A 22991-nucleotide genomic window follows, 5' to 3' on the forward strand; every position below is an offset into this window, starting at 1 on the left:
ATATCATGGCATTAAATCACTCAGTAGAATATGGTTTTTTCTATCGAATGATAAACTATATACCCTTCTGATCTTTAAGTAAGCACCCGCTAGCTTGAGTTACTTGCCGTCTTTACCTGGGTAATAGATGACGACAGGTTCAGAATAATTCGGCGCATGATCGTAGCTAAATACACCATAGTACTTACTCAAATCTGCATTACCAAAGTTATCCAATGTATACATATCGGGCCCACCATACAGCTTCACGCCATCAAATGGAGAACGAGGTGGGTGAAAACGATTTCTAACCACAAAACACCCCACTAAATCACCGCTATCTGGGTTATCCCACATGAGTTTTACCACCCCATTTTCGACTTGAGTTTGCAAGTTAGTCGGCGCTGGTAACGGCTCATTGCGCCGTTCAATATAGTTAATATTGAGCGTCGCAGCCTGCTCTGCATAACAATCAGCCCAATTCACTAAGGCATTACGTGCTTGAGATTCTGCCGTCGCACGAATAATAAAGTAATAAGGTGTTTGTGCTTTATGCAAACGAGCTAATTCTTGTAAAGAATAACTATCAAAAATAAAGTTATGCGCGCTGCGCTCTTTGAGTTGCTCGTTGCTGACTTCATAGCCAATATATTCGATTTTTTGCCGCTGCTTTACATGTTTAAAATCAACATCTTTTAGCTCAACCAACTCAACCGTAAAGCGGACATCTTTCGCTGACGACAAACTATTGCGGCTATATAATGTTAAGCATGCCTGAGTAAACACGGTTCTCAGCGGGTCGAGCTGCTGTAAATGCTCAAAGGCTAATTGCCCATAAACAATATTACCTTGAGTATCAAACCCTGAGGCCAATTTATCATTCACAACTTTGTCTTGATAAATGGTATTACATGAAGAAACTGCCAGCGCCACCGTTTGTTCTGGCAGCTGATAAATCAATTCTAAATTAGGACGGTAATGCAAGCCGCTGCCAAACGGGCCATAGCCGATGTCAAACTGCATAACTTGAGAGTCATTACCCAATGGTAAACTATCTGGGCCCTGCAGGCGTAACAACACGGTTTTATCACCGAGGAGCTTATTCAATAATGTGCGTTCAACCCCATTAAAAGCCCACTTTAACCAAATACCTTGAGTCATCTTATCTGATTCAATAGTTTGCCCTAAAGTGTGTAACGGCGTTGCTTCAGCAATTTTATTGAAGTCATAGATATCATCGATCAAGGTCGAGTCTAAAATTGAGATTGACCACTCGCCATATTTTTCTATTTTGGTGGCAACCCGATTCATGGGATATAAAAAAAACTGCGCGGTTTCAATAGTAGAACCTATTGGAATGGTACTTAAATCATATGCCACGACCCCTAAGCTCACGCCGCGGTTTTTATCAACGCCAATAAACATCGAGTTATAACCAAAATGTTCTTTATTCTTCGTACTAAAATTTTGCGACAAGTAACCAACTTGCTCCCTAGCAGGAAACAGCGTACGCCCACATTGATGCGTTGCTAATGTGGTTTTTAAACGCAGTTCAGGCCGAAAAGGTGATTTAATTTTAGTGACCTTGTCTACGGCGCGAATATTATAAAAATAAAAATGACCACTGTTTAACTGAGTATCAATAAAGGTCTGTGACTTAGTGATCGCCACTAAGTTTTCTTCCGTGCATGGACTTTTATTGTGCTCACTACGATAGACTTCAAAATAAATATCATCACGCTGATCATACTGCCACTGCAATTCAACCGTGTCATGAGTCACTTTTCCAATGGTAAAATCTGACACCCGACTTGGCGCCAGAGGAGAGTAGTTTATTGCTTCACTTAACGCATGAACAACTGCGGGAATATTCTCTGCCACACTTTGCGACATATTCTTCATATAATCAGGAATATTGCGGGTGCCCACTTCGACTACTGTGGCGATAATCCCCTTGCGATAATAGTATTCTCTGCCACTACCTTGGATCAACTGAGCAGGCGGCTTACCGCGATGAATACCATATTGTCGCCCCGTTACCTTGCGAATTTCATTATTCATATTGGCACACAATACATTTAAATCCGTGCCTTCAATCTCTACTTCATGATTAAATTTATGTGCCGGAAAAAACACGTTGCCTTGTGAGTGGTAATCTAACGCGATACGAATGTTGTCGTGTGATTCAACAAAGTCTCTAATCGCACATGTTTCTGGTTCAGAAAAGGCATGAGGGCCGCCATAAGTATTCATATGCGTATTTTGATTACGCATAAATTTGGCATCAAAGTTACGGTTTAAATCCACGCCAAAAGTACCATCACCATTATTGCGACGATTCTTACGCCAAAATGAAAAGTGATTACGAGAATATTCAAACCCATCAGGGTTCAAGCATGGCACCATATAGAGGGTATTTCGTGTTAATGCCGTTTGTAATTTAGGGTTGAAGCGGTAATTATCAATCACATATTCTATAAATTTAATCGCCAATTCATTGCCAATCCACTCTCTTGCATGGATCGACCCTGTGTATAACAAAGCTGGCTTATCATCAGCATAGGTAACATCAAGTGATAACGTGACCAGCATAATAGGTCGTTCTTCCCACGTTTGACCAATACTTTGTAATCGGATCAAGTGGGGATGTTCGCTCATAGCCTGCTGCAAAAAATCGATGGTATCTTGATACGAAGCGTATTGAATTTTCATAGTGTTCCCTAATGGCTGAAAGTGGCAAAGAGAAAAAAACCATGCCTAATGACATGGTTTTCCTATGGCAACTTGCTGCCAATGAGAGACAATTTTTTGTAGCTTTTTATCTTTAAGGTTTTTCACCACACAAAGCTTTTCAGGCTCAGTGTTCAGAACATCAACCACGCCATGCGCACCAAAAGTATGCATGATCTCATCGAGCATCTTCTCGCCAATGCCTTTGACTTGCGACAATATTGCCCGTATTTGTACATCACTATATATCGGTAACTGCTCAGCATTATCATTGGCGGCTTCATCTCCTCCCGCCACACTGTGCAGCATAGGCTGGGCTATATTCACCGAGTGCTTAAGCACAAAGTTATCTTGTAAATTCCACACTTCACTCGGCCACTCTTCTTGTGACATAGGCTGCGTATCTAAAATTGGATAATTTTTCTCATCTAGATCCGTGAACATTTCACCGCAATCTTGGCTAGGTGTATAACGAGAAAAACCAATGTGGCGCATGGTACGCAAAAGTCGCATATCAATTTTACCTAGCTCTTCCCAGTTATAAATTGGAATATGCGGTAACGCAAAACGACCATCCCCCAATAACCACATCAAATACTGCCCAATCCAATCCCGTATATATGGAAAAGCAGCAAAGGCTGTCGCACACTCTAAAATTCGTAACTTACCATCTTTACCCAGTGCAATATCACACGCCCAGTATTCAGCATTGGCTGCTTTTGAAGTGCGAATAGCCAGCTCTAGTACTGAGTTAGGCACAGCTTGGTAATCCATACTGCCACCTTGGCTGGTGTTCGTTAACCACTCGCCTTCTGGCGGTCGACGCCAGAAGGCGCATACGGGTTTATGACCTATCAACATAACCCGAATATCGGCTTCCATGGGCACAAAATCTTGTACATACACCGGGTAGTATCGTTTTTCACCAAGCAACTGCTGCGCTTGAGCAGCACTATCAACTTTATGAACAAAATAGCCACCATAATTGGAAGGTCCATAGGAACGTTTGATAATTTTTGGATATTCGGCACTGGCTAAATAATTTTTTGCCTTTTCTGGGATATAAAAAATCTCAGTATGAGGGGTTGGTAAATCATATTTACGACAAAAATGGGTAACATTTTCTTTAGACTTATTAGAAAACTGACTATCTAGTGAAGGTAAAAAGCGCACTTCAGGTAACGCGCGCGCAATATCACGAAATGCCTCGTACGCCGTCGCAGGAATATTGCCAATTAATACCTCTATTTTTTTCTTTTTCACTTCACTGATGAACCGCGCTTTATCATCGCCCCAATGATAGGTCACTTGTTCAATTTTATCGGGCCAGCCTTTAAAGTTAGACTTATCAAAAAAGCGTAGTACGTAATCTAAATACAATAATCCAATTTTAGGTAATGAAGATTTTACAGTCATTGTTTAGGCCACCTTGGCTGAATGAAGTGCGAGTTTGCGTTGAACCGTGCTGTCGATTAAATCGACCATGGCATCGAGTTTGCTCTGATTAAAGTTGATCCCCAACGCCTCTTGCTCTGGCGTTGCAAATGCTGGAATGGTATTCACTTCTAGTACCACATATTCTTCTTTGTCTCGGTCATAGATGAGATCGACCCCTGCGATTTCCAGTCCCAGTAATTGCGTTGCTTTAATAGCTAAATCAATCACCTCCTGACCTGGCTCACGGATAAATACTGTTCCACCACTGGTAATATTCGTTTTCCAATCATCCTTTGGCGCTTTGCGGCCATAACAGCCCACACATTTACCATCGACAATATCAATGCGGTAATCCGTATTGTCATAATTAATAAAACGTTCTACATAAAAGTACCTCAGATCAGTGCGACTCAAAAATGGCAGCAACATATCAAGCGCCTGTTCACTGTCAATTTTTACAATACCGACCCCGCCCCACCCATCGGTTGGTTTGTATACTAACTTGCCGCCAAAGTCTCTAATCGCCGCTTTTAACCCATCGATATCATTTTTATGGCATAAACGGTAATCCGCAGTGGCAATGCCGTGACTACTCAATAAATGTGCAGTGCGAAATTTATCTTCCGCCAATGAAAAAGCATTAAAATTATTTAAGGTAGGAATAGTCTGGCTAAGCACTTGATATAAATACAACTGATATTGAGTCTGCTGCCCTGCGTTGTAACTTAAAAACGCATCGAGTTGCTCCATAGCCACACCATTACACACAATCTCACCCCCTTGTGCGCGTGCATCGCGTAAGTTCAACCCGGTACTGGTTTGGATCCCGCGTTCAGCAAGTGCATGAACCAGTTTGTGTTCGATGGCTGAGCCACCGCCATTTTCATACATCCAAATACCAACATGAGGTGCTGTCACAATTTTCTCCTTGGTGAGCTGCATAGCTTTTAAACTGAGCGCTAATTTAAAAGGATCTGTATGACATATTTTTGACCAAAAGCCACAGACAAAATTTGTTCATAAAAGCTTCACTTAAATGCAACTGGATCTAGCGAGGATCGGTAATAACAAAACTCAGGGAATCGATAATGACGCAGTTAAATTATGATGAATTAGCAGCACTGATCCGCTGCAACTCACACAGTAAAAATAAAGTGAATGTTGACCAACATGGTGAGCAGATGATTGAGTTACTAGCACCCCTTGGTTTTTCATTAACGCGCTACCAAAGAGATAACATTGGCGATCATTTACTCTTTCACACGCCCAAACAAGCCGGTCGAAAAGTCCTGCTACTCGGCCACCTAGATACCGTATTTCCTGAAGGTACATTCACTCAGTTTCAACAAGACAGTGAATGGGTGTATGGGCCTGGAGTATGCGATATGAAAGGAGGGAACTTTGTTGCACTCAATGCCTTGAGAGAACTCCGTAAGCAATGTGGCCCCTTATATAATGTTGATTTTTTACTGGTTAGTGATGAGGAGATTGGCAGTGATGACAGCCAAACACTCACTACTGAACTGGCCAAAAATTACGATGCCTGTTTAGTCTTTGAGGCCGCAGGAAAAGACCATGAAATCGTCGTCGCCAGAAAAGGTATAGCAACATTTAATATTACAGTGACAGGTAAAGCCGCCCATGCGGGGAACCATTACAGTGACGGAATTGATGCTAATTTTGCCCTTGCCAATTTGCTGCTGGAAATGACGAGCCTAACAAACCTTAAACAGGGTAGTACTGTGAATGTCGGCAAAATTTCTGGCGGTCTGGGGGCTAATACCATTTCACCTAAAGCTAATATGTTAGTCGAGGCACGCTTTACAACACAAGCAGAACAACAACGTTTGCTAAAAGGCATTGAAAGCATCTGCTTGGCGGTTGAAATTACCGGTGTTGAAATCGCAATCAGTGGTGGATTACAACGTCCAGTGATGACTCCTACGCCACCGCAAGCGCAATTACTTGAAGAGATAGCTGAGATTTTACAGCATGATCTGCCCGTTGAACATCGTGGCGGCGTCTCTGATGCGAATACTGTCTCAGCTGCAGGTATACCTACTCTGGATGGTTTTGGCCCTTATGGAGACGGCGACCATACTATGCATGAGCGCGCACTTAAGTCTAGCTTTGAGCTAAGAGTGGCGCAGGTCACTCGTATCCTTCTCGCGTGGTGCCATGGCAAAGACGTGACAACAAACCCCCACGTTTCCTCAGTACTCGCACCTTCAACTTAACGGTTTAATTGCTAAGCATCATTTTTGGCATTGACTGCAAAATATGGTGCTGCGCTGCCCTAATCGCACTTCTTGTAAAATCGTTTCACAGCTCATACACGGCTGACCTTTGCGACCATAAACCAATAATTGCTGTGCAAAATACCCTGGCTTGCCATCTGATTGTGAAAAGTCTTTTAGCGTAGTGCCCCCTTGCTCAATTGCCGCTGCTAACGTGTCTTTAATGATAGGAGTCAAAAGTTGGAAACGTTTCAGTGAGACCTTGCCCGCCTCTTTCTGTGGATGGATCCCTGCTTTAAACAGTGACTCATTGGCATAAATATTCCCTACCCCAACAACAACATGATTATCCATAATGAACTGTTTAATCGCCACCTTTTTGCCACGTGAACGTTCATACAGGTGCACAGCGGTAAAGTCGTCGGTTAATGGTTCAGGGCCCAATTTAGCAAATAACGTATGATCACAGCCCGGCGTTTGCCACAAACATGCGCCAAACCGGCGTGCGTCATTCAACCTCAGCGCCTTACCATTGGCAAAATGCAGCTCCACATGATCGTGCTTTTTTAATGGCTCTTCAATGGGCACAATCCGTAAATGACCTGACATCCCCAAATGTAAAATAACGCTGCCGATTTCGGTATCTAACAATAAATATTTAGCTCGACGACGCACATCAATGATTTTGAGCGTTTCAATGGTTTTAACCTCATCAGGTACAGGCCAGCGGAGTCGCGTATTATGGATAAGCACTTTGTTCACAACTTGTTCATTAATATGGGGCTTTATGCCTAAACGGCTCACTTCTACTTCTGGTAATTCAGGCATTATGTTCTCTGTAATATATTTTTAGACCTATCACTGTTGTGACTGGCCAATATCTAAAGGTAAAAATAGTGTTTGGACTAATTCTTTGGGCACATGCAACCAAAGCTGCTGCTGCTTATCAAACAGATAGTATTGCCCTTGATCCAGATATAGCTGGTAACTCACAGGTAATTCCTGTCCTGCTAGCCAAAAGCGCGCAACGGAAAGGGCTTTGTCCGCACTTAAAGTCACATCAGCCACCTCTAACTTTACTGCTAACCACGCATTGACCAGCGCTTGCACTTGCTCTGGTTTTGCTTGCCAAGGTCCATCTATACGCCAAGATGTGCCGATTCGCTCAACTTTATAGCCTGGGAATGCCAATGTAAGCACAAAGCTTTGCTCTGGCAGTAAGTGCTGCGGCCCACTGACTTCATTGCTCGGATTTAATTTATGATGCACCCCATTGAGAAAAAAAATCATTAGTAGCATCGAAAAAATGACAACGTTATTCCACGCTTTACGACTAAGGCCCATTAACTTTCCTGTAAAAAATGATGTCTGCAGTGTAGCCATATTTAACCACACAAACAAACATCACAGACTCAATCTGTGTACACCTTAATACGTTAATGCACTTCCGTCACGATAGCTCAGGGCCTGCCAGTATGCTGTAAAACTGGGCATATTTAATTAATGTCATCCACCACTTTTGTTAACAAAAAGTAACAAGGATACCCTTAAATCATAAAAATACCATTAAAGTCACGCCACTGAAAAAACACAAAACAGTGATCCATACTCGCTATATGTTTATTCGCTAGCACTTATGTCTAATTTAACGATACAAAGCTATTTTATTACCAACATAGTTTGATAGAATATTGGGCAAAATTTAAGGAGCTCCGTCCATGGCAATGTATGTAGTGGGTCATAAGATCCCAGATTCAGATTCTATTTGTGGCGCAATTGCACTTGCGTATTTAAAAAACCAAATTGGCGAAGCCGCCGTTCCAACACGTCTTGGTGATGTTTCTCCTGAAACACAATTTATCCTTGACCGTTTTGGCTTTGACGCGCCAGAGTTAAAACTGAGCTACGCAGGCGAAGAGGTTTATATTGTTGATCATACTGAAAAGACACAAGCGCCAGATGATATTGACGAAGCAACTATCGTTGGCGTAGTTGATCACCACAAGCTTGGTGATTTAACGACGTCAACACCATTAGAGTGTTGGATCCGCCCAGTAGGCTGTAGTAACACCATTATCAAGATGATGTACGACTTTTACAACGTCGAAATCCCTAAAGATATCGCAGGCTTAATGTTATGCGCAATCTTAAGCGACACCGTTATTTTTAAATCACCAACCTGTACGACGGCCGACATTAAATGTGTTGAAGCATTGGCTGAAATAGCAGGTGTTGCTGATGCAAAAGAACTTGGCATGGACATGTTTAAAGTAAAGTCTGCGGTTGAAGGCACACCCGCTCGAGACCTAGTAATGCGTGACTTTAAAGACTTTAATATGAATGGCAAACTCGTTGGTATTGGCCAGTTAGAAGTTATCGACCTATCTGTATTTGACGATATTAAAGCTGATTTAGAAGCCGATATTGCTAAATTGAAAGAAGAGGGTGGCCGCCACTCTGTGTTGTTACTACTTACCGATATCATGAAAGAAGGATCACAAATGTTGATCGCATCTGATGATGAAAGCATTATTGAAACAGCGTACAAAGTAACGCCAGAGCAAAGTAGTGTATGGCTAGATGGTGTGCTAAGCCGTAAAAAGCAAGTAGTACCACCTCTACAAGATGCATTTGCTTAAATAGCCTATGTACCATAAAAAACCGAAGCGATTGCTTCGGTTTTTTGTTAGTGTAATTGAATGCCTATAATTTTCATTGAGCCAGGTATTCTTGCTGTACATACTCAAGTACTCGATACCGCGAGCCACCAACACGCTTTGCAGCAGCTCACATTACCAACAGGGTCAGCTCACCTGAGCACTCCTACCACTGACGGTATACGAAGTTACCGTGATACAGCACTCGTACTCAAAGAAAATGTGCCTCACCAGCTCACCATGCACTCAGGCTGGGTCATACTTATCGAGCCTACAAGTCAGGTGGGTTTACAAGTGAGCGCTATGCTCGCAGGGCGAGAAACACGCTCACTGAACATACCCCATGTGCCCAATGAGTTCAGTCCTCTAACCACCCTCCTTGGGCTATTTAACTTACGCTATCAGCAGCAAACTCATCAATATGACCCACGGATCAGCCAACTGCTTAAGCAACTCGATCAATGCTTAGCGGGTCCCTGCATTAAGCCTGATCACTGGTTAGCCAAAGACATTGCTCAACAACTTAATCTTTCGCAAAGTCGGTTTTTACATTTATTCAAAGAAAATATGGGGTTACCATGGCGCGCATATCTACTATGGCGGCGACTCATTTGCGCTATCACGGCATTAAAGGCAGGCCATAGTGCAACACAAGCCGCTTATATGGCTGGGTTTTCCGATAGCGCCCATTTAAGCCGCACGTTTAAAAAACACTTTGGGATTACATTACAAAAATTGACCGCATTAAATAACAGGTAATACTTGTCAGACCCATTTGAGCTTCCCTTGGATTAAAGACATACACTTTAATCGCCAGTATTGAGTAGCCCATATCTTCTCCACCGATAGCCAGTTTATTCAATTATTGATTTTAAAGTTAAGGCAAAGTACCTCTATTAACTCTGAGGAAAAATACCATGCAACAGTATTTACTAAATACCTATTTATTGAACTATACCCATCATCACATTCAAACATTGATCACACAAAAGCAGTGGTTGTCACTTAACCCACAGCAAGCGCTCACCGCAATTTATAATTTCGTGATGGATGATATAAAATTTGGTTACAGCAGCGAAGATACGCTCAACGCATCAACAGTTTTGCACCAAGGCTATGGTCAGTGTAATACCAAAGGTACGTTACTTATGACGCTATTAAGAGGCGTCGGGATCCCTTGTCGATTGCAAGGGTTCACCATCCGTAATAACTTAAAACGGGGTGTTATGCCGAGATGGGTTCTTGCGTTAGCACCTGCTCAGATAATTCACAGTTGGGTCGAAGTATATCTCGATGGTACGTGGTTAGAGTTAGAAGGCTATATTATTGATAATGCTTATTTAAGTGCAGTTCAATCCCGATTTAAAACACACCATGGTCGCTTTGTTGGGTATGGGATTGCTACTCCCTGCTTACAAAATCCCAAAAATCAATTTCACGGGCAAAGTACATATATTCAGCGTGAGAGCATTATTACCTCACTAGGGTACTTTGCGGATCCGGATTGCTTTTACCAGCAGCATCGAAATCTATCCGGTGCTAAAAAGTGGTTATATAAATATCTACTACGCCATATAATTAACCGACGAATCGTTAAGATCAGACATTCAATGACGTAACTTGCAAAATTGAAGTCGTTTAATATAAGGAAATACAGAATGTCTCTGCAATAAAAATGCAAAGATTAGCAATATTCTTCGCAACAATAGCGATATTACCTTTACTCATTTCGCTCAGTGCAGAGCTCACATCAACCATACTACAGTGTACTGTCAAGGCGGTTTTACCTACTGATTGCAGACTGTTTAATTATGATATAGGCATGATACTAGCAGTCGCTTATACAGCAGGTGGGCAATATTATTAACACTACCAACAGCAGGTATAGGTGCGTATATCTGTTACATTAGATCGCTTAACTCAAATGACTCCTAAGTAAATCACACACTCTAACTTTGATACACATAGTCATGCATGCTACTCTCACCCATAAAAAATGGCGCTCAATGGCGCCATTTTATCAGTAAGAAAAACGTGCTTATTTATTACGGTTCTCTTTCGTAAATGCTCTTAGCTTACGTTTTTGCGACAGCGTCATCTTATTGGTACGACCTGAGAATGGGTTATCCCCTTCTCTAAATTCAATCTTAATCGGTGTACCCATGATATTCAGCGCTTTACGATAATAGTTCATCAAATAACGTTTATAGCTATCAGGTAAATCGTGTACTTGGTTGCCGTGTATCACGATCCTTGGCGGGTTATAGCCCCCAGCGTGAGCATATTTAAGCTTCACCCGGCGACCACGTACCAAGGGGGGTTGGTGATCGGCTTGTGCCATATCCATAATACGGCGCAGCATCGCAGTACTGATCCGCTTAGTCGCAGAAGCATAGGCTTCATCCACTGACTCAAATAAATGACCAACACCAGTGCCATGCAGTGCTGAAATAAAATGTAAGCGTGCAAAATCAATGAAGCCTAAACGGCGGTCAAGTTCAGTCTTAATACGATCTTTCACGTAATCATCAAGACCATCCCACTTATTAACCGCAATCACCAATGAACGACCTGCGTTCAATGCAAAGCCAAGTAAACTTAAGTCTTGATCAGAGATACCTTCACGGGCATCCACCACAATCAATACTACGTTGGCATCTTCAATGGCCTTCAATGTTTTGATTACAGAAAACTTCTCAACAACATCACTGACTTTCTTGCGTTTACGAACACCTGCGGTGTCAATTAAGACATATTCACGTTCATTACGCGTCATTGGAATATAAACTGAATCTCGGGTTGTACCAGGCATATCATACACAATCACCCGTTCTTCACCCAAAATACGGTTGGTTAACGTCGATTTGCCCACATTTGGACGCCCTATAATGGCAAGTTTAACTGGCTTGTCTTCAAACCCAGTCTTGCTATCTTCGTGTGCGCCCTCTTCACCTTCTAGGTAAAGTTCAGCTAAGTCTGCATCATCTTGTACAAGTTCATCTTCTTCAGCGGCTAATTCAGCAATAACAGGCTGTAACGTCAGGTCTAACAGCTGGGTAATACCACGACCATGCGCTGCGGCGATTTGATACACCTCACCGATAGCCAATTGATAAAACTCAGCACAGTTCGAGTCTGCATCGATACCATCTGTTTTATTCGCAACAAGAAAGCACTTCTTTTGTTGTTTACGAAGGTGCTGTGCAATAGCCTGATCCGCGGCGTTCATACCTGCTCTGGCATCCACCAAAAACAAGACGATATCAGCTTCTTCAATCGCTAATAGCGACTGTTCAGCCATCTCGGTTTCAATGCCTTCTTCAGAGCCATCAATACCGCCGGTATCCACTACGATAAATTCATATCCATCGTAACTGGCTTGGCCATATTTACGGTCACGTGTAAGACCAGGGAAATCCGCTACCAACGCGTCACGAGTACGTGTTAAACGGTTAAATAGCGTGGATTTACCCACATTAGGTCGCCCGACAAGAGCGATCACAGGAAGCATAGACTACCTCTTTAATAAACAACAAAAGGCTTCGCAAAGCGAAGCCTTAACAAACTTAATAATAACTAAGTGTTATGGAATTTTAACGGCGCTAACTTCACCATCTCGGGTGTATAAAATTAGCTTGTCGCCATAAACAACAGGTTCTACAAAGAAACCTGAACTATCAAAGCTTTCCCTTGATACCAGCTGACCACTTTGTTTATCTAACCAATGTAAGTTACCTTCTTGGTCCCCTACCACCAAATAATCCCCAGCAACCGTTGGCGTCGTTAAGTACCATCCGCGCAACGCTGGTTGGCTCCAACGCTCAATGCCTGAGTCTTTATCTAGTGCATAAACAACACCTTCGCTATCTACAATATAGATGGAATTCAACTCAATGCTAAAATCTCGGTAACTGCTATATTCACGTTTCCAAATAACATTACCATTTCGTACATCAACTGCAGCTAAATTGCCATTGTAAGCAATCGCATATACGTTCGAACCACTAACAATCGGCTTGGTATCAACATCAACTAATCGCTCAAATTCTGACGCACCTTTTGCAAGCGCAACATCAGCACTCCAAGCAGAGTAACCATTTTCTGCAATTAAGACCGATAGTTTACCACTTTCTTCACCGAACAGCACACCACCATTTGCACTTGTTGGCGAGCTTAAACCACGCAGTGTTAACGCTGGTACCTCTTGCTCATGGCGCCAACGCTCTTCGCCTGTATCTGGGTGTAATGCTAATAATTTACCTGAGCCTAAATTCACGTAAATCAAACCATCCCCTGCAGCAGGAGAAGATAACGCTTCACCTGGCACAGGCTTACGCCAAATAATCTCACCAGACTCGCGATCTAACGCAATAACTTCACCATGCTCTGAGCCAATGTAGATCTTACCGAACGCTTGTAAAATACCACCGGAGAGCTTGGCACTGTCACTGTCTTCCCAAGGCCAAAATGCTTGGGTTTTTCGTGTTTCAGTTTCCCACAATGTGTTGCCCGTATTAATGTCTAGGGCTTTCACTTCACCATTGCGCTCAGCGACAAACACTTTGTCTTCATACACAGTTGGCGTTAAGCGAGAAAAATAATGCTCAACGCCACTCCCTATACTTTCTTGCCATGCAACCTGAGTGTCAAATTGATTATTTATTTCAGGCAGAACTAAAACATCTTCATCATCGTCATTCGACGAGCACCCACTCAATAATGACGCCATACATAACGCCAAAGTGGCCAAACTAAGCTGTTTCATGTTAGCTCCTTATGCTGCAGGCTGTGCAGTGGCTAAATCATCTAGCTTGTTTTGCAATAACGTATTATTGGCATCTTTACTGGCGCTCACCGCCGCTTGATAATGTGTACGGGCTGATTGCTTATCACCTTTTTCGAGGTACACGTCACCTTTAATTTCAGACACTTGAGCATCAAAACTAGCTGGCATTGGCGTATTTAACGTTGCCAATGCTTCATCTAACTTCTGCTGTGTCAATTGAATGCGCGCCAAACGCGTTAAAGCTGTAGCTTTAAGTTCAAGGTTTTTAACTGTATCCGCAGCAAAACGTAGTTTTTCCGTCGCAACACTATATTGCTGCTTATCAACCGCTTCTTTTGCAGCAACAAATGCTGCTAATACTGCATAATTTGAGTCGCTATTATTGGCAATGAACGACTCAGCATTGGCTAACACTTCTTCGCCTTCTACGATCTCACTATAAGCGTTAGAAGCAGCCTCTGCGTTAGTGATCTGACTTTGGTTATACGCTTTCCAACCATATAAGCCACCTAACCCAAGCACAATACCTAAAGCCAATGAAACACCGTTGTCTCGGAAAAACTGCTTGATTGCTTCTGCTTGTTGTTCTTCTGTTGAATAAATTTCCATTGTTACCTCTTATTCAGCCAAGTCTGCAAGTAAGGTTTTCACCTCTGCAACAGACAAGGTCACTTGTTCTTTTTGTTCGCGAAGATACTTAACGGTTACTTTACCTTCAGCCAATTCATCTTCACCTAAAATTAATGCAACTAAAGCATCACTTTTATCAGCACGTTTTAATTGTTTTTTGAAATTGCCGCCACCAGCATGCACCATAACACGTAATCCAGCTACGTCGCTACGTAGTTCCTCAGCAATCACAGGGGCTTGAATACTGGCTTTTTCACCCATAGCCGCCACATATACATCGGCATTACGGCGAATATCACCCACGCAGTCTAACTCTTGCAACATAAGCACTAAACGCTCTAGCCCCATTGCAAAACCAACGGCTGGAGTTGCTTTGCCTCCCAGTTGCTCAACTAAGCCGTCATAACGACCACCAGCACAGACAGTGCCTTGTGCACCTAAGCTGTCAGTTACCCATTCAAATACGGTGCGGTTATAATAATCTAAGCCACGTACCAGCTTTTCATTAACCTGGTATTCGACGCCAGCGGCATCTAAACGTTCACATAAATTTGCAAAATGTGCTTGAGACTCTTCATCTAAGTGTTCCGATAGCTTCGGAGCATTCACCAAAATAGCTTGCACATCTGGATTTTTACTGTCTAGCACACGCAATGGGTTTGAATGCATACGGCGCTTACTGTCTTCATCTAAGTGTTCAATATGCTGCTCTAAAAAGGCTACTAGTGCATCTCGGTACTCAGCACGCGCGTCATTTGAGCCAAGAGAGTTAAGTTCTAAACGTACGTGATCCGTAATACCAAATGCTTGCCATAAACGTGCGGTTAATAAAATAACTTCCGCATCAATGTCAGCACTCGCCATGCCAAAGGTTTCAACACCAAACTGGTGAAATTGACGGTAACGGCCTTTTTGTGGACGCTCATGACGGAACATAGGGCCCATGTACCATAAACGCTGTTCTTGGTTGTAAAGCAAACCATTTTGGTTTCCCGCACGCACACATACGGCGGTGCCTTCAGGACGTAGTGTAAGGCTATCACCACTACGATCTTCAAAAGTGTACATTTCTTTTTCAACGATATCGGTTACTTCACCAATAGAGCGTTTAAATAAATCAGTAGATTCAACAACAGGAAAACGGATCTCTTGATATCCATAAGACGCCACCGTTTGACGTAATGTTTGCTCTACTTTCTGCCAAATCTGTGTAGTACCTGGCAGACAATCGTTCATTCCACGAACTGCCTGAATTTGTTTCGCCACTGAAAATCCTAACTAATAATTATTAAAACTGATACAAGCACGATAAACGCACAATAATGCGTTGAAAATTAATCGCTCATTATACCGTGCTCGCTTAAAACGTAAACGACTCTACACCGATAATCCGTGCGTGAATCACATCGTTTCTGTATTTATTCGACTATTTTGATATCAATCACTGGCTGTGCTTCTTTTTTAGCGACAAAGTCTCGCACTTGCGCTTCTAATTGCTCAACAATATTATCATTATCGATACGCATTTTTTGACGTTCGCCATTAATATAAAGCCCAGAACGGCGATTGGCACCGGCCAGTCCGATGTCACTAATCAAAGCTTCACCTGGTCCATTTACGACACACCCAATGACTGAAACAGACATCGGAGTCACGATGTCTTCTAACCGCTCTTCAAGCTGATTCATAGTATTGACAACATCAAACTCTTGACGTGAACAACTTGGACACGCAATAAAGTTTATGCCTCGTGAACGAATACGCAATGATTTTAAAATATCAAAGCCCACTTTAATTTCTTGGACAGGATCAGCTGCCAAAGACACACGCAATGTATCTCCAATCCCTTCGGCTAGCAGCATGCCGAGGCCAACAGCTGACTTCACTGAGCCCGATCTAAAACCACCTGCTTCAGTGATCCCTAAATGCAATGGCTGATCAATTTCTTTCGCTAACAAGCGATAAGCACCCACAGCAAGAAAGACATCAGACGCTTTCACTGACACTTTAAACTGATCAAACTTCAAACGCTGTAATATTTCAACGTGGCGCATCGCAGACTCGAGTAACGCTTCAGGTGTCGGCTCGCCGTACTTTTCTTGTAAATCGCGCTCTAGCGACCCGCCATTGACCCCAATACGGATAGGAATATTACATTCTCCCGCCGCGTCAACCACGGCGCGTATTCTGTCTTCACTGCCAATATTTCCCGGATTAATACGCAGACAATCCGCACCATACTCCGCCACTTTAAGCGCAATGCGGTAGTCAAAATGAATGTCTGTTACCAATGGAATATCAACTTGCTCTTTTATACTCTTAAAGGCTTCAGCAGCGTCCATCGTCGGCACAGAAACACGTACAATATCAGCCCCCGCATCTTGTATCGCTTGAATTTGTGCGACCGTCGCGTCAATGTCCATGGTATTGGTGTTCGTCATTGATTGCACAGCAATCGGCGCACCATCACCAATAGGCACATTACCTACATTAATTCGGGTCGATTTTCTGCGTTTAATAGGAGATTCTGAAAACATGACGGTTACTCTACTAACGGTAATTTAAATTTTGCTAATCGGTTTTTCGGTAGGGCGGTCAAATCAATTAATTTACCATCTAATTCAACCTCTACCATCAAATGCTTGTTAAGTACGACTGAAAATGGCGCTTCACCTTGCACAGTCATCGTATATCCAGCTTTTTTAACACCAAACGCAACGCGCTCTTGCGTCGCATCAAAAATCTCAACCCAACTGTCATCGCTAAAGCGCATTACTATGGTACTTAAGCCAGTTGCGTTCTCGGCCTCATTGACGGTATTTACCGGCTCACTCGTAACAGTCTGTGGTATTGATTCAATAGTCGCAGGGGTCTCAACTGTCACCTGCTCAACTTGCTCAAGTTCAGCGGACTCAGTCACAACTGCGTCCGACGTGCCTCGCTCTGCAACTATGGTTTCTATGACTTGTTTTTCTGCTGTACTCGCCGGTAACGTATTAGCTACCTCGGGCGTTGACACTGTTGTACTTGACTGCCACCACCAAATCCCCGGCGCACCGAGGATGATCACTAAAATAACGTAACTGATGATCATTAAACGGTTATCACTGGCCTCTTTTTCTGTGCGACGTGAGAAGCTTTGCATATGCTTCGTTGTCACTTGTACCTCTGGTGCTTTAAATAAAGTCAGCGTATCTTCCACTGGTAAACCCAGTACCGCACAATAACTTTTTAAATACCCACGCACAAAAGTCAGCGGCCCGAGTTTGTTATAATCATCTTGCTCCAACTGACGGATCTGCTGTGGGCTGAGCTTTAAGCGCTCCGCCACTTCATCAACAGATAATTCAGCAGCTTCACGCGCTACTTGTAATGCACGTCCTAAAGACGGAGATATCTCTTCTGTTTCGATTGATTCTTGATTCATAAAACGTAACTATTCGGATCTACAATAAGTAAACTGTGGCCTTCAATTAAGGCAACATCAGGTGTCAATTTGTTCCATCGCATTAAATCATCGATCTGCAATCCATGCTGAGTCGCAATATTCAGTAAAGTATCATCAGATCGTATGTTATGCGTGATCTGAGGATTATTTAAAAAGACCTTTTGTCCCGCTGACACTTTGTCAGACGCTTTAAGGTTATTCCAAGCTAACAATTTAGCCATTTTAATCTCATAGCGAACCGACAAGCTAAATAAGTTTTCGGCTACCTTCACAATGTGAAAAGGCACATTAGGGAGAATTACTTCACCATTGAGTAATGGCATGTGTCGTTGTGCTATATTATTTTGGTCAGTGGTAAGAGCAGTATTAAAGGTCGGAGTATTCAACGTACTCGGCTCTGAAAACACAACCTCAGTTGGATCTGTCGTATAAAACTGTACAACACTCTCTGAAGGTCCACTTTTTTCCACGCTATCACCAAATGATATCACTGTCACTTCATCATCGACTCCGTTCTTACTCACCGTGTCACTTACATCTACAGCCTCCACATTACGCACCACATTATCATTTTCTACTGCTTCTTTAAATTGCGGTATTGTAACCGTGGCAGGTGAACTCGTTGTGAACTGAGTTGGCTCTCGGCGTAAAGAAACACTGCCAGAATTCGCAGTTAACGCAGCTTTTTTAAAAGTTGCTGGTTTTGCTAAACTGGATGCTTTTTTGCGCGTAATTTTTATCTTTGGCTGGCTCACCACATGTGTTGTGTCGGTTTGCGTAATTTGTTTGATTTGTGCCTGACGGTATTGCTCTTTTAGCTTTTCAAATTCAGAGCGCTTCAACTCATCTCGCAACACCAAAGATGCCTGACGTGAACTCGGGTAGTTTTTGATCAGGCTATCTGATAACGTTTGTGCTTGTTGTAAATGCCCCATGCGCTGATGCAATAAATGTTCTAACAACAAGGCACGCGCCGACATAAAGCCGCGTTCTTTATATACCTTTAAAACACCTTCAGCTTGGTGTAAGTCACTTTTTGCATAAAACAAAGCAGCCAAAGCGATCAGTGCTGAAGGTCGTCTGCCATTATGTTGAACTGCACTTTCTAAATACTCTAGTGCAAGGGCAAATTTATCTTGTTTTACCGCACACAACGCCAAGTTTTCATAACTTTGAGCAACACGTAGGTAACTGGGAATACTAATCGCTTTTAAAAGCTGCTCTGACGCCCCATCGTAGTCCTCAATACGGCACAAAAACGTCCCGTAATTATTCAACGCATTGGGGTCGTTGGGATTAAGAGAGAGTGCAGTTACATACGCTTTTTTTGCCCATTGTGGTTCACCTACTTGCTCATAATAATAAGCTAGCGCATAGTGTACTTCTGGTAATTCTGGTGCAAAAGAAGCGGCTCGTTCTAAATTAAATTTTGCTTGTGTGGTGTTACCAGCATTAAGGTATTGCAACGCTAATGCGATTCGAGTTTTCGCTGCGTCTTGATTATTAACTGTATTTTTAGCACTGGGGTTATTACGTGTAACAGAGCTCGTTTCTGTCACACACCCTGAAAGAAAAAGCAAAACCACAGATAATATTAAGCAAGAACGCATGCACCACCCATTATGTAAGAACATCGAGCCTCTATATTACCTAAAAGCCCTTATGTTTCATCTATTTTTTAGACAAAAGGGCTTTTATAAACTGATTTACTTAACTGGCCTTAACAGAAACCGCAATGGCGTTATCTTCACGCATTTGCTTTTTAGCTAAACGTTTCGTTCTATCGACAACGTCACCGACTAATTGACCACATGCTGCATCAATATCATCACCACGAGTACGACGAACAATACAGGTTAACCCTGCGGCTTGTAATACTTTAGAGAAGCGATCAATACGGCTATTACTTGAACGACCATATTCATTGCCTGGAAATGGATTAAATGGGATCAAATTAATTTTTGACGGTGTCCCTTTTAATACTTTCACGAGCTCATGGGCTTGATCTGTACTGTCGTTAATACCTTGCAGCATAACATATTCAATGGTGACATCTTTATTCGCTTTAGAGCCATCAATATAACGACGACATGCAGCCAAAAATTCTTCAATTGGGTATTTTTTATTAATCGGTACCAACACATCACGTAAATCATTTGTTGGCGCATGAAGCGAAATGGCCAACGCGACATCAATACGCTCTTTCAAAATATCGAGTGCAGGTACTACCCCAGACGTACTCAATGTAACTCGGCGCTTAGATAAACCAAATGCCCAATCATCCATCATCAATTCCATCGCAGGAACAACGTTGTTCACGTTAAGTAGAGGCTCACCCATCCCCATCATTACTACGTTCGTCACCGGACGCTTAGTGCTGTCTCCGTCATGCAAACCAATATCTTTTGCCACTCGCCATACTTGACCAATAATTTCAGAGACTTTTAAATTGCGGTTAAAGCCCTGCTGAGCTGTCGAACAAAATGTACACTCTAGCGCACAGCCAACTTGTGAAGAGACACATAATGTGGCTCGATCTTTATCTGGGATCCAGACTGTTTCAACTTCTTGACCGCCTTCGAGTACCAAAGCGTATTTAATAGTACCATCACTGGCTTCTTGTCGAACTGAAATCTCTGGCGCAACAATCTCACAATCAGCAGATAATTTTGCTTTAAGCTTTTTATTGATATTGCTCATTTGCTCAAAATCATCAATACCAAAGTGATAAATCCATTTCATCACCTGATCTGCACGAAACGGTTTCTCTCCGTAAGATGCAAAAAGTTCGCGCATCCCCTCGCGATTTAGATCAAGTAAATTAATTTTTTTCTCAGTAGTGGCCATGAAACAACCTCAATTCAGGTGACGGTATAACAACGATAAGGTAGCCGCGCATTGTACAAAAAACAGGCTAAATTAACAATCATTGTTGATTGCTTTGCAAAAGGTTCATACCTAAGACTGACTAAACATTTTGCAAAACAGACTTTCAATAAAGACAAAAAAAGGGCCCGAAAGCCCTTCTTTCCTTTGCTTTCGCTCGATATTAACGAGTACGTGGGCAAAGCTCTTCTTCAGCGAAGAAGTAAGCGATTTCACGTGCAGCAGACTCTGGAGCATCTGAACCGTGTACCGCATTTTCATCGATGCTGTCTGCATAATCAGCACGTAAAGTACCGGCTAGTGCTTCAGCAGGGTTAGTAGCACCCATGATTTCACGGTTTTTAAGTACTGCGTTCTCACCTTCAAGAACCTGAACCATTACTGGGCCAGACGTCATGAAAGAAACAAGTGCGCCAAAGAAAGGACGTTCTTTGTGCTCTGCATAGAAACCTTCAGCTTTCTCTTGAGAAAGGTGAACCATTTTAGAAGCAACGATCTTAAGACCAGCTGATTCGAAACGGTTATAGATTGCACCGATGTGGTTTTTAGCTACCGCATCAGGCTTGATGATTGAAAAAGTACGCTCTAAAGCCATCTTTTTTGCTCCAAAATAGTTTATGAATATTAACGGCCGCGAATTATACGCCTTTTGCCAGAAAAAACCTACTAGATTCGCCCGCTATCTTGATAGGGAAAAGAGAAGCAAAGTAAATCAACAGTCAATGAAATGATGATCTGCGTCAACTAAGAACAAGCAAACGCCCATTATACTGCGCCGCTTTTAACTTTTACGTCAATTATTGACCCCACAGCTGGCTTGAACCCAGTTCAATGATGAGGTTTATTTACTATGCTTATACCAGAACTCCTTTCACCTGCCGGTAGTATAAAGAATATGCGTTACGCTTTTGCGTACGGTGCCGATGCAGTTTATGCCGGACAACCCCGCTACAGTTTAAGGGTACGCAATAATGAGTTTGATTTAGACAATTTAGCATTGGGGATCCATGAAGCACATCAACAAAATAAAAAGCTGTATGTCGTATCCAATATTGCACCACACAATAGTAAAGTAAAAACCTACCTAAGAGACATTGAACCTGTCATTGCAATGCAGCCTGATGCATTGATCATGTCAGATCCTGGATTGATCATGCTGGTGCGAGAAAAGTGGCCTGATATGCCGATCCATTTATCTGTACAGGCCAATGCCGTCAATTTTGCGAGTGTGAAGTTTTGGGCACAACAAGGGATAGAACGGGTCATTTTATCTCGAGAGTTGTCGCTTGATGAAATTGACGAAATTCGCACTCACTGCCCAGATACTGAACTAGAAGTATTTATACATGGCGCTTTGTGTATGGCTTACTCAGGCCGCTGTTTACTATCAGGATACATCAATAAACGCGATCCAAATCAAGGAACTTGCACCAATGCGTGCCGCTGGGAATATGATGCAAAGCCTGCCAAAGAAAACGAAACGGGCGATCTTGTACATCAAATTGACCCCAGAGAGGTACTCCCGACACTTGGCTCTGGTGCCCCTACCAACGCTACATTTATGCTAGAAGAACCCGGGCGGCCAGGCGAATACATGCCTGCTTTTGAAGACGAACACGGTACCTATATTATGAATTCCAAAGACTTACGCGCGGTACAGTATGTCGAAAAACTGAGCAAAATGGGGGTGCATAGCCTTAAGATTGAAGGCAGAACCAAATCTTTTTACTATGTTGCGCGCACGGCACAGGTGTATAGAAAAGCAATAGACGATGCAGCGGCAGGTAAACCTTTTGATCCTACATTAATGCGTACACTCGAAAATCTGGCACATCGAGGCTACACCGAGGGCTTTTTAAAACGACATGCACATCAAGATTATCAAAATTATGAATACGGGCATTCAATCAGTGATAAACAGCAATTTGTGGGGGAAGTACTGGGTAGACACGCCAACGGGTTAGTTGAAATCGACGTTAAAAATAAATTTTGTACAGGCCACAGCCTTGAACTGATGACACCAAAAGGCAATATTGCCTTTAATTTGACGCATATAGAAAACAAAAAAGGGCAGCGTATTACAGATGCAAAAGGGTCTGGTCATATTGTGCAGATCCCATTACCGGAAGACATTAACTTAGAGCATGCGATTTTGATGCGTAATTTAGGTGAAAACCAAGATACGCGTAACCCCATTTAAA

At 42.6% G+C, this 22991-nt stretch carries 19 protein-coding genes; 5 read left to right on the forward strand and 14 right to left on the reverse strand.

Annotated elements, in window-relative coordinates:
* Positions 1 to 99: 99 nt before the first annotated feature.
* The 3 genes from CWC18_RS11040 to CWC18_RS11050 are packed head-to-tail and all read right to left on the reverse strand — an operon-like array spanning position 100 to position 5064.
* Complete coding sequence (locus tag CWC18_RS11040; protein ID WP_138675260.1) at positions 100 to 2691, reverse strand: M14 family zinc carboxypeptidase; 2592 nt, start codon at positions 2689 to 2691, stop codon at positions 100 to 102.
* 45 nt (positions 2692 to 2736) lie between these two features.
* A complete protein-coding gene (locus tag CWC18_RS11045) occupies positions 2737 to 4125 on the reverse strand; it encodes an ATP-grasp domain-containing protein (RefSeq protein WP_138675261.1) in 1389 nt (462 codons plus the stop codon).
* A gap of 3 nt (positions 4126 to 4128) precedes the next feature.
* Positions 4129 to 5064: an ATP-grasp domain-containing protein gene (locus CWC18_RS11050; protein ID WP_138590939.1), complete on the reverse strand. Its 936-nt coding sequence runs from the start codon at positions 5062 to 5064 to the stop codon at positions 4129 to 4131.
* Between the two features lie 170 nt (positions 5065 to 5234).
* Between CWC18_RS11050 and CWC18_RS11055 the strand changes: the two genes are divergently transcribed.
* Positions 5235 to 6383: a M20 family metallopeptidase gene (locus CWC18_RS11055; protein WP_138590941.1), complete on the forward strand. Its 1149-nt coding sequence runs from the start codon at positions 5235 to 5237 to the stop codon at positions 6381 to 6383.
* 18 nt (positions 6384 to 6401) lie between these two features.
* On the opposite strand, the gene mutM is transcribed toward CWC18_RS11055, so the two are convergent.
* A complete protein-coding gene (gene mutM / locus CWC18_RS11060; protein WP_138590943.1) occupies positions 6402 to 7211 on the reverse strand; it encodes a bifunctional DNA-formamidopyrimidine glycosylase/DNA-(apurinic or apyrimidinic site) lyase in 810 nt (269 codons plus the stop codon).
* Between the two features lie 30 nt (positions 7212 to 7241).
* Complete coding sequence (locus CWC18_RS11065) at positions 7242 to 7727, reverse strand: hypothetical protein (protein ID WP_138591023.1); 486 nt, start codon at positions 7725 to 7727, stop codon at positions 7242 to 7244.
* Between the two features lie 374 nt (positions 7728 to 8101).
* Here CWC18_RS11065 and CWC18_RS11070 point away from each other — a divergent pair, with 374 nt between their 5' ends.
* The 3 genes from CWC18_RS11070 to CWC18_RS11080 all read left to right on the forward strand — a co-directional run bounded on the left by CWC18_RS11070 (position 8102) and on the right by CWC18_RS11080 (position 10659).
* Positions 8102 to 9022, forward strand: coding sequence for a manganese-dependent inorganic pyrophosphatase (locus CWC18_RS11070; protein WP_138590945.1), 921 nt, complete (start codon positions 8102 to 8104; stop codon positions 9020 to 9022).
* A 60-nt stretch (positions 9023 to 9082) separates the two neighbouring features.
* Entirely contained in the window at positions 9083 to 9799 is a 717-nt protein-coding gene (locus CWC18_RS11075) for a helix-turn-helix domain-containing protein (protein WP_138675262.1), read from the forward strand.
* 158 nt (positions 9800 to 9957) lie between these two features.
* Positions 9958 to 10659, forward strand: a complete 702-nt coding sequence (locus CWC18_RS11080; RefSeq protein WP_138675263.1) for a transglutaminase-like domain-containing protein — start codon at positions 9958 to 9960, stop codon at positions 10657 to 10659.
* Positions 10660 to 11078: 419 nt separating this feature from the next.
* On the opposite strand, the gene der is transcribed toward CWC18_RS11080, so the two are convergent.
* The 9 genes from der to ndk all read right to left on the reverse strand — a co-directional run bounded on the left by der (position 11079) and on the right by ndk (position 21385).
* Positions 11079 to 12551: a ribosome biogenesis GTPase Der gene (gene der, locus CWC18_RS11085; RefSeq protein ID WP_138675264.1), complete on the reverse strand. Its 1473-nt coding sequence runs from the start codon at positions 12549 to 12551 to the stop codon at positions 11079 to 11081.
* Positions 12552 to 12623: 72 nt separating this feature from the next.
* Positions 12624 to 13805 carry an outer membrane protein assembly factor BamB gene (gene bamB, locus CWC18_RS11090; protein WP_138675265.1) on the reverse strand — a complete coding sequence of 394 codons (1182 nt, stop codon included), beginning with the start codon at positions 13803 to 13805 and terminating at the stop codon, positions 12624 to 12626.
* A gap of 9 nt (positions 13806 to 13814) precedes the next feature.
* A complete protein-coding gene (locus tag CWC18_RS11095; RefSeq protein WP_138675266.1) occupies positions 13815 to 14435 on the reverse strand; it encodes a YfgM family protein in 621 nt (206 codons plus the stop codon).
* Between the two features lie 9 nt (positions 14436 to 14444).
* Positions 14445 to 15722, reverse strand: a complete 1278-nt coding sequence (gene hisS, locus CWC18_RS11100; RefSeq protein ID WP_138675267.1) for a histidine--tRNA ligase — start codon at positions 15720 to 15722, stop codon at positions 14445 to 14447.
* Positions 15723 to 15874: 152 nt separating this feature from the next.
* Positions 15875 to 16993: a flavodoxin-dependent (E)-4-hydroxy-3-methylbut-2-enyl-diphosphate synthase gene (gene ispG, locus CWC18_RS11105; RefSeq protein ID WP_138590961.1), complete on the reverse strand. Its 1119-nt coding sequence runs from the start codon at positions 16991 to 16993 to the stop codon at positions 15875 to 15877.
* A 5-nt stretch (positions 16994 to 16998) separates the two neighbouring features.
* Positions 16999 to 17883: a RodZ domain-containing protein gene (locus CWC18_RS11110; protein WP_138675268.1), complete on the reverse strand. Its 885-nt coding sequence runs from the start codon at positions 17881 to 17883 to the stop codon at positions 16999 to 17001.
* Positions 17880 to 19514 carry a type IV pilus biogenesis/stability protein PilW gene (pilW, locus tag CWC18_RS11115; protein WP_138675269.1) on the reverse strand — a complete coding sequence of 545 codons (1635 nt, stop codon included), beginning with the start codon at positions 19512 to 19514 and terminating at the stop codon, positions 17880 to 17882. The genes CWC18_RS11110 and pilW overlap by 4 nt, the downstream gene beginning before the upstream one ends.
* Before the next feature lie 100 nt (positions 19515 to 19614).
* Positions 19615 to 20751, reverse strand: coding sequence for a bifunctional tRNA (adenosine(37)-C2)-methyltransferase TrmG/ribosomal RNA large subunit methyltransferase RlmN (locus CWC18_RS11120; RefSeq protein WP_010364188.1), 1137 nt, complete (start codon positions 20749 to 20751; stop codon positions 19615 to 19617).
* Positions 20752 to 20953: 202 nt separating this feature from the next.
* Entirely contained in the window at positions 20954 to 21385 is a 432-nt protein-coding gene (gene ndk / locus CWC18_RS11125; protein WP_010364190.1) for a nucleoside-diphosphate kinase, read from the reverse strand.
* Positions 21386 to 21640: 255 nt separating this feature from the next.
* Here ndk and yegQ point away from each other — a divergent pair, with 255 nt between their 5' ends.
* Positions 21641 to 22990: a tRNA 5-hydroxyuridine modification protein YegQ gene (gene yegQ / locus CWC18_RS11130; protein WP_138675270.1), complete on the forward strand. Its 1350-nt coding sequence runs from the start codon at positions 21641 to 21643 to the stop codon at positions 22988 to 22990.
* Position 22991 lies beyond the last annotated feature (1 nt).

It is taken from the genome of Pseudoalteromonas aurantia (genome assembly GCF_005886875.1).
Taxonomy (GTDB): Bacteria; Pseudomonadota; Gammaproteobacteria; order Enterobacterales; family Alteromonadaceae; genus Pseudoalteromonas; species Pseudoalteromonas aurantia_A.

Excerpts from the sequence above, each read along its gene's own strand:
- CWC18_RS11040 (WP_138675260.1), bottom strand. The coding sequence starts at position 2,691 with ATGAAAATTCAATACGCTTCGTATCAAGATACCATCGATTTTTTGCAG.
- CWC18_RS11045 (WP_138675261.1), bottom strand. The coding sequence starts at position 4,125 with ATGACTGTAAAATCTTCATTACCTAAAATTGGATTATTGTATTTAGAT.
- CWC18_RS11055 (WP_138590941.1), top strand. The coding sequence starts at position 5,235 with ATGACGCAGTTAAATTATGATGAATTAGCAGCACTGATCCGCTGCAAC.
- mutM (WP_138590943.1), bottom strand. The coding sequence starts at position 7,211 with ATGCCTGAATTACCAGAAGTAGAAGTGAGCCGTTTAGGCATAAAGCCC.
- CWC18_RS11065 (WP_138591023.1), bottom strand. The coding sequence starts at position 7,727 with ATGGGCCTTAGTCGTAAAGCGTGGAATAACGTTGTCATTTTTTCGATG.
- CWC18_RS11070 (WP_138590945.1), top strand. The coding sequence starts at position 8,102 with ATGGCAATGTATGTAGTGGGTCATAAGATCCCAGATTCAGATTCTATT.
- CWC18_RS11075 (WP_138675262.1), top strand. The coding sequence starts at position 9,083 with ATGCCTATAATTTTCATTGAGCCAGGTATTCTTGCTGTACATACTCAA.
- CWC18_RS11080 (WP_138675263.1), top strand. The coding sequence starts at position 9,958 with ATGCAACAGTATTTACTAAATACCTATTTATTGAACTATACCCATCAT.
- der (WP_138675264.1), bottom strand. The coding sequence starts at position 12,551 with ATGCTTCCTGTGATCGCTCTTGTCGGGCGACCTAATGTGGGTAAATCC.
- bamB (WP_138675265.1), bottom strand. The coding sequence starts at position 13,805 with ATGAAACAGCTTAGTTTGGCCACTTTGGCGTTATGTATGGCGTCATTA.
- CWC18_RS11095 (WP_138675266.1), bottom strand. The coding sequence starts at position 14,435 with ATGGAAATTTATTCAACAGAAGAACAACAAGCAGAAGCAATCAAGCAG.
- ispG (WP_138590961.1), bottom strand. The coding sequence starts at position 16,993 with ATGTTTTCAGAATCTCCTATTAAACGCAGAAAATCGACCCGAATTAAT.
- CWC18_RS11110 (WP_138675268.1), bottom strand. The coding sequence starts at position 17,883 with ATGAATCAAGAATCAATCGAAACAGAAGAGATATCTCCGTCTTTAGGA.
- pilW (WP_138675269.1), bottom strand. The coding sequence starts at position 19,514 with ATGCGTTCTTGCTTAATATTATCTGTGGTTTTGCTTTTTCTTTCAGGG.
- CWC18_RS11120 (WP_010364188.1), bottom strand. The coding sequence starts at position 20,751 with ATGGCCACTACTGAGAAAAAAATTAATTTACTTGATCTAAATCGCGAG.
- ndk (WP_010364190.1), bottom strand. The coding sequence starts at position 21,385 with ATGGCTTTAGAGCGTACTTTTTCAATCATCAAGCCTGATGCGGTAGCT.
- yegQ (WP_138675270.1), top strand. The coding sequence starts at position 21,641 with ATGCTTATACCAGAACTCCTTTCACCTGCCGGTAGTATAAAGAATATG.